Source organism: Streptomyces sp. NPDC037271, assembly GCF_055603605.1.
On the sequence record NZ_JBVJVN010000002.1, the window covers coordinates 707,346 to 714,497 of the forward strand.

Annotated in this window: 6 protein-coding genes and 1 rRNA gene; 5 read left to right on the plus strand and 2 right to left on the minus strand. The window is 74.0% G+C overall.

What is annotated here, in order from left to right:
- Nucleotides 1-2: 2 nt before the first annotated feature.
- Nucleotides 3-1,145, minus strand: a complete 1,143-nt coding sequence (gene mtnA / locus ACZ7G3_RS07785; protein ID WP_426601932.1) for an S-methyl-5-thioribose-1-phosphate isomerase — start codon at nucleotides 1,143-1,145, stop codon at nucleotides 3-5.
- Nucleotides 1,146-1,285: 140 nt separating this feature from the next.
- Here mtnA and ACZ7G3_RS07790 point away from each other — a divergent pair, with 140 nt between their 5' ends.
- Genes ACZ7G3_RS07790 through ACZ7G3_RS07810 form a run of 5 tightly spaced genes read left to right on the plus strand, consistent with a single transcriptional unit; the run spans nucleotide 1,286 to nucleotide 6,962 of the window.
- Complete coding sequence (locus ACZ7G3_RS07790) at nucleotides 1,286-2,671, plus strand: DUF7847 domain-containing protein (RefSeq protein ID WP_470923955.1); 1,386 nt, start codon at nucleotides 1,286-1,288, stop codon at nucleotides 2,669-2,671.
- Nucleotides 2,672-2,675: 4 nt separating this feature from the next.
- Nucleotides 2,676-3,458: a DUF4129 domain-containing protein gene (locus ACZ7G3_RS07795; RefSeq protein WP_426601930.1), complete on the plus strand. Its 783-nt coding sequence runs from the start codon at nucleotides 2,676-2,678 to the stop codon at nucleotides 3,456-3,458.
- Nucleotides 3,455-4,663: a DUF4350 domain-containing protein gene (locus ACZ7G3_RS07800; RefSeq protein ID WP_470923957.1), complete on the plus strand. Its 1,209-nt coding sequence runs from the start codon at nucleotides 3,455-3,457 to the stop codon at nucleotides 4,661-4,663. Before ACZ7G3_RS07795 ends, ACZ7G3_RS07800 begins: the two co-directional genes overlap by 4 nt.
- A complete protein-coding gene (locus tag ACZ7G3_RS07805; RefSeq protein WP_426601970.1) occupies nucleotides 4,663-5,652 on the plus strand; it encodes an AAA family ATPase in 990 nt (329 codons plus the stop codon). The genes ACZ7G3_RS07800 and ACZ7G3_RS07805 overlap by 1 nt, the downstream gene beginning before the upstream one ends.
- Nucleotides 5,652-6,962, plus strand: a complete 1,311-nt coding sequence (locus ACZ7G3_RS07810) for a DUF58 domain-containing protein (RefSeq protein ID WP_470923959.1) — start codon at nucleotides 5,652-5,654, stop codon at nucleotides 6,960-6,962. The genes ACZ7G3_RS07805 and ACZ7G3_RS07810 overlap by 1 nt, the downstream gene beginning before the upstream one ends.
- A gap of 95 nt (nucleotides 6,963-7,057) precedes the next feature.
- On the opposite strand, the gene rrf is transcribed toward ACZ7G3_RS07810, so the two are convergent.
- Nucleotides 7,058-7,152, minus strand: a 5S ribosomal RNA gene (gene rrf, locus ACZ7G3_RS07815); the annotation flags it as partial.

Genomic DNA, 7,152 nt, shown 5'->3' on the forward strand with positions numbered 1-7,152 from the left:
CATTAGCTAATCGTTACCTGGCGTGACCTGGCACACAGCTCCGCGAGAGCCCCGGCCGTCACGGGCGAAACCGCGCCCTCCTCGGTGACGATCGCCGTCACCAGCTCGGGCGGAGTCACGTCGAACGCCGGGTTGTACGCCTGGGTCCCCAGGGGTGCCACCGGAATCCCGCCTCCCGCTCCTGCCACCGGCACCTGCGGTGCTGTGACCTCGGTCACCTCATATCCGGGACGCTGTTCCACCTCGACGGACGCCCCGTCCGGCGTGTCCGGGTCCACCGTCGTGACCGGTGCCACCACGATGAACGGCACGTGGTGGTACCGCGCGAGCACGGCGAGCGGATAGCTCCCCACCTTGTTCGCCACCGAACCGTCGGCAGCGATGCGGTCCGCGCCGATGAGCACCGCGTCCACCTCTCCCGCCGCGAACAGCGAACCGGCCGCGTTGTCGGTGAGCAAGGTGTACGCCATGCCGTGGCGGGCCGCCTCGTATGCCGTCAGGCGAGCACCTTGCAGCAAGGGACGCGTTTCGTCCACCCACAGGCGTCGCAGCCGCCCCGAACGGTGCGCCGCGAGCGCCACCGCGAAGGCCGTTCCCTCACCGCCCGACACCAGCGAACCGGTGTTGCAGTGCGTCAGGACACGGTGCCCGCCGGCGGGCAGCAGCTCGTCCAGCAGCGCCAGCCCGTGCGCGGCCATCCGGGCGCTGGCCTCGGCGTCCTCCCGGTGCAGCGCCCTCGCCGCGGCCAGCGCGGCCGCGGCGGCCTGCCGGGTGTCGCCGGTCCTGGCGAGGGCCTCCTGGTGGGCGGCCTGTGCCCGGCGCACCCCGACGGCGAGGTTCACCGCGGTGGGGCGGGCGCCCGCCAGCGCGGTCGCGGCCTCCCGCACCTCGAAGCCGCGGACGGCGGCGAGCGCGACGCCGTAGGCGCCCGCGATGCCGAGCAGCGGTGCCCCGCGCACGGCGAGCGAGCGGATCGCCTCCACGAGCGCTGACGCGTCCGTGCAGACCAGTTCCACCTCCTCGGCCGGCAGCCTGGTCTGGTCCAGCAGGACCAGCACCGGGCCCTCGGGGGGTTCCTCCCAGCGAAGAGCCGGTATCCCGGTCGGCCGCTTGTCCTCGCCGCTTTGCGCGTACTGATCAGCCATGCGGTCAGTCTGCCCCCTGTCCGGCGGACAATTGAAGGTGCGCAGCCCGTACCGCGCCCGGTCCGCACTCGGCCACCCCATGGCACGATGGCTGCCAACCTGCCGCCGCGACCGCGGACGGGCACCGTGAAGGAGCGACGATGAACGACACTCCGGGCTGGGCCTCGCCCGGATCCGCCCCGTCCGACGGGCGGGAGCCCGGCGCGTCCGGCCCCGCCGAGCCCGCCGACCGCCCCGGCGGCCCCGCGCAGCCCGCGGACCGGCCGGGCGCGGAACCGACGGGCCCCGGCACGAAGTGGTCCAAGGAGCAGCCGCCCCCCGGCCAGTGGTCCGCACCCACCGGCCCCGGCCAGGCCCCGCCTCCCGCGCCGCCCCACCAGGGCTGGGGCAACCCGCCCCCCGGCCACCCGGGCGGCGGATACGGCGGTCCCGGCGGTCCCGGCGGCTACGGCGGCCAGGGCGGAGGGTACGGCGGCTACGGGCCGCCCGGTGGGCCCGGAGGCTGGGGAAGCGGTTGGGGAGGCGGCTGGGGAGGCCCCCCGCCCGCGGCCAAGCCCGGCGTGATCCCGCTCCGCCCGCTCGGCGTCGGCGAGATCCTCGACGGCGCGGTCTCCACCATGCGCGCCTACTGGCGCACGGTCCTCGGCATCTCGCTGACCGTCGCGGTCTTCACGGAGATCATCGTCGTACTGCTCCAGGGCCTCGTCCTGGACAACACCAGCACCGAGGCCCTCAACGACCCCGACGCCACCCTGAGTGAACTGGGCGACGCGCTGGCCGACACCACGATCAACTCGGGTGTCATCTTCGTGATCTCCCTGGTCGGCACCGTCCTGGCCACCGCCCTGCTGACGACCGTCACCAGCCGCGCCGTGCTCGGCAGGCCGGTGACCATCGGCGAGGCCTGGCGGGACGCCCGCCCGCAGGTCGTGAAACTCTTCGGCCTGATCGTCCTCCTGCTGCTCATCGTCTTCGGCATCGTCATGGTCGGCATGGCGCCCGGTCTCCTCGTCGCGGCCGCGGGGGGCGGCGACGCCGCCGTGGCCCTGACGGTCCTGGGCTTCCTGGCCGCAGGCGTCGTCGCGGTGTGGCTCATGGTCCGCTTCTCGCTGGCGTCGCCCACGCTGATGCTGGAGAAGCAGGGCATCAAGAAGGCGCTGAGCCGCTCCGTGAAGCTCGTGCGCGGTTCCTGGTGGCGGGTCTTCGGCATCCAGCTGCTCGCGACGATCATCGCGAACGTCGTCGCCTCGATCATCGTCATCCCCTTCGCCCTCCTCGCCTCGGCCGTCGGCGGCGGCGGTGTCGGCGGACTCCTGGAGGGCACCGGGGACCTCGGCTGGACGTTCCTCGTGGTCAGCGGTATCGGCTCGGTGATCGGCTCCACGATCACCTTCCCGATCACGGCGGGCGTCGCGGTGCTGCTGTACATCGACCAGCGCATCCGCCGCGAGGCCCTCGACCTCGAACTGGCCCGTGCCGCCGGCCTCCAGGGCTCCGGCGCTCCCGGCACCACCCCGGGGAGCTGATGCGGTGAGTCCCGCGGGGGGAGTGCTCACGGAGGTGCTGTCACGCACCGCGGTACGGACGGTGTCGCGCGCGGGCGACGCCTCCGTGCTGTCGCTGTCCCGCTCCGGCGACGAACCGCCGGTGACGATCCCGCGCGACCCCGCGCGGGAGGCCGCGCGCCGCGAACTGTCCAAGCGGATGTACCACGAGAACGACCCCAGCTGGTTCCAGCGGGCCCTGAACGCCTTCTGGGACTGGATCGACGAACTGTTCAGCAGCGCGTCCACCGCGACCCCCGGCGGGACGGTCGGCCTGATCGTCATCATCGTGGCCGCCGTGGCGGTGCTGGGCGCCCTCTGGTGGCGCCTGGGCACCCCGCGCCGGGGGCCGGCCTCCGCCCCCGCCCTGTTCGACGACCGCCCCCGCACCGCCGCCGACCACCGCGCCGCCGCCGAGGCACACGCCGCCCAGGGCCACTGGAACCAGGCCGTCCAGGAACGGATGCGGGCCGTCGTCCGTGCCCTGGAGGAACGCGCCCTCCTCGACATCCGTCCCGGCCGCACCGCCGACGAGGCGGCCACCGAAGCGGGCCGCGCCCTGCCCGCCCACGGTGCCGGGCTGCGCGCCGCCGCCCGGGACTTCGACGACGTCACATACGGCGGCCGTCCCGGTTCCGAGCAGTCGTACCGTCGCCTCACCGAACTCGACCGCGACCTGGAGCGCAGCAGGCCACAGCCGGTGAGCAGCGCGACCGCCGGCACGGCCGGCAGCGCGGGCCCCGACACCCGCCCGGGAGCCGCCGGATGACCACCGAGGCCACGCTCCCCACCACCTCGGCCTCGCCCACCGCACGCCAGGTCTGGTCGCGCGCGCGGGGCATCGTGCTCGCGCTCGTCGTGCTCCTCGTCGGTGCCGTCGCGATCGCCGTCGTCCGCTCCGGCGCGAAGCACGGCGAACTCGACCCGCGCTCCGCCGACCCGTACGGCAGCCGGGCCGTCGCCGAGCTCCTCGCCGACCGGGGCGTGTCCACGCGCGTGGTCACCACCCTGGACGCCGCACGCGCCGCGGCCGGCCCGGACACCACCCTGCTGGTCGCCGTCCCCGACCTCCTGACCGAACGCCAGCAGACGCAGCTGCACGCCGCGACCGAGGGCTCCGGCGGCCGTACCCTCCTCGTGGCCCCCGGCGGCCCCGCCGTCGAACGGCTCGCCCCCGGGGTCACCGCCGACCCCGCGCTCAGCTTCGACTCGACACTGGCGCCCGGCTGCGACCTGCCCGCCGCCCGGCGCGCGGGCACCGCCGACACGGGCGGCATCCGCTACAGCAGCACCCACGTCGAAGCCGACGCCTGCTACCCCAGCCGTCGCCTGGCCACCCTCCTCCGCATCCCCGAGGCATCCGCCGGGGCGCCCCAGGGCGACACGGTGGTCCTCGGCGCCCCCGACATCTTCTACAACGACCACCTCGACGAGCACGGCAACGCCTCGCTCGCCCTGCAACTCCTCGGCTCCCGCGACCACCTGGTCTGGTACCTCCCCTCGGTCTCCGACACCACCGCCCCGGACGACGAGCGCAGCTTGTTCGACCTGCTCCCCTCCGGCTGGCTCTGGGGGACCCTCCAGCTCTTCGTCGCCGCGGCCCTCGCGGCCCTGTGGCGGGCACGCCGGCTCGGCCCCCTGGTGCCCGAGAAACTCCCCGTCGCGATCCGCGCCTCCGAAACCGCCGAAGGCCGGGCCCGTCTCTACCGGAAGGCGAACGCCCGCGACCGCGCGGCCACCGCTCTTCGCTCCGCCACCCGCACCCGCCTCGCCCCCCTCACCGGCGTTCCCGTCGCCCAGGCCCACTCGCCCGAAGCCCTGCTCCCCGCCCTGTCCGCCCATCTCCATGGCGAACACGGCGACGGACAGTCCCTGCACACCCTCCTCTTCGGCCCGCCGCCCGCCGACGACGCGGCCCTCGTCGCACTCGCCGACCAACTCGACACCCTCGAAAGAGAGGCACGCCGTCCATGATGGACCCGACCACTGACAACGCCGGGCAGACCGGGGACCCGGGCAACGCCCGCGCCGCCCTGGAGGCCCTGCGCGCCGAGATCGCCAAGGCCGTGGTCGGCCAGGACGCAGCCGTCACCGGTCTCGTCGTGGCGCTCCTCTGCCGCGGCCACGTCCTCCTCGAAGGCGTCCCCGGGGTCGCGAAGACCCTGCTGGTCCGCGCCCTGGCCGCGGCCACCGAGCTCGACACGAAGCGCGTCCAGTTCACCCCCGACCTGATGCCGAGCGACGTCACCGGCTCCCTGGTCTACGACGCCCGCACCGCCGAGTTCTCCTTCCAGCCCGGCCCGGCCTTCACCAACCTGCTCCTCGCCGACGAGATCAACCGCACGCCCCCGAAGACCCAGTCGTCCCTCCTCGAAGCCATGGAGGAACGCCAGGTCACGGTCGACGGCACTCCCCGCCCGCTCCCCGAGCCGTTCCTGGTCGCGGCGACGCAGAACCCGGTCGAGTACGAGGGCACCTACCCCCTCCCGGAAGCCCAGCTGGACCGCTTCCTCCTCAAGCTCACCGTCCCCCTCCCCTCCCGCCAGGACGAGATCGACGTCCTCACCCGGCACGCCTCGGGCTTCAACCCGCGCGACCTGCGCGCCGCCGGCGTACGCCCCGTGGCGAACGCCGCCGATCTGGAAGCGGCCCGCACGGAAGTGGCCAGGACGACGGTCTCCCCCGAGATCACGGCCTACGTCGTCGACATCTGCCGCGCCACCCGCGAGTCACCGTCCCTCACCCTCGGCGTCTCCCCGCGCGGTGCCACGGCACTGCTCTCGGCCTCCCGAGCGTGGGCCTGGCTCACGGGCCGCGACTACGTCACCCCCGACGACGTGAAGGCCCTCGCCCTTCCCACCCTCCGGCACCGCGTCCAGCTCCGCCCGGAGGCCGAGATGGAGGGCGTGACCACGGACTCCGTGATCAACGCGATCCTCGCCCACGTCCCCGTCCCCCGCTGATGGCTCTCACCGGACGCGCCGCCCTGCTCGCGGCCATCGGCTCCGTCCCCATCGGCATCTGGGACCCCAGCTGGACGGGCATCCTCGCGGTCAACGCGCCGCTGGCCGCGGCCTGCGCCTGCGACTACGCCCTGGCCGCTCCCGTACGACGCCTGCGCCTGGTCCGCTCCGGCGACACCTCCACACGCCTGGGCGACAGCGCCGACGTCGTGCTGACGGTCACCAACTCGTCCAACCGGCCGCTCCGCGCCCTTCTCCGCGACGCCTGGCCGCCCAGCAGCTGGCAGCCCGGCACGGAGACGGCGGCCTCCCGCCACCGGGTGACGGTGCCCGCCGGTGAACGCCGGCGCGTCACCACCCGTCTGCGCCCCACCCGCCGTGGTGACCGCCGGTCGGACCGCGTCACGATCCGCTCGTACGGGCCCCTGGGCCTCTTCACCCGCCAGGGCTCCCACCGGGTCCCCTGGACGGTACGCGTCCTTCCCCCGTTCACCAGCCGCAAGCACCTCCCTTCCAAGCTGTCCCGTCTCCGCGAACTCGACGGCCGCACCAGTGTGCTCACCCGTGGGGAGGGCACGGAGTTCGACAGCCTGCGCGAGTACGTTCCCGGCGACGACACCCGTTCCATCGACTGGCGCGCGACAGCCCGCCAGTCCGCTGTCGCGGTACGCACCTGGCGCCCCGAACGTGACCGCCACATCCTGCTCGTCCTCGACACCGGTCGCACGTCGGCCGGCCGGGTGGGCGACGCGCCCCGTCTCGACGCGTCCATGGACGCCGCCCTGCTCCTGGCCGCCCTGGCCTCCCGCGCCGGCGACCGCGTCGACCTCCTCGCCTACGACCGTCGAGTGCGTGCTCTCGTACAGGGCCGCACGGCGGGCGACGTACTCCCGTCCCTGGTCAATGCGATGGCGACGCTGGAACCGGAGCTCGTCGAGACCGATGCCCGCGGCCTCACCGCCACCGCACTCCGGGTCGCTCCCCGCCGCTCCTTGATCGTGCTGCTCACGACACTCGACGCTGCCCCGGTCGAGGAAGGGCTGCTGCCCGTCCTGGCGCAACTGACGCAGCGACACACCGTCGTCCTGGCGTCGGTCGCCGATCCGCACATCTCCCGGATGGCCGACGCCCGCGGGGACACGGACGCCGTCTACGAGGCCGCGGCGGCGGCACAGGCCCAGGCGGAACGCCACCGCACCGCGGACCGGCTCCGCCGGCACGGCGTGAAGGTCGTTGACGCGATCCCTGACGAACTGGCCCCGGCACTGGCCGACGCCTACCTGGAACTGAAGGCGGCGGGACGTTTGTGAGAAGCGGGGCTCACTGGCCCCGCCACTCTCCGGACTGCCCCCTAAACGCAGAAAACCCCGCACCGTTCCCGGTGCGGGGTTTCCTCGCAATGATTGTTCGGCGGCGTCCTACTCTCCCACAGGGTCCCCCCTGCAGTACCATCGGCGCTGTAAGGCTTAGCTTCCGGGTTCGAAATGTAACCGGGCGTTT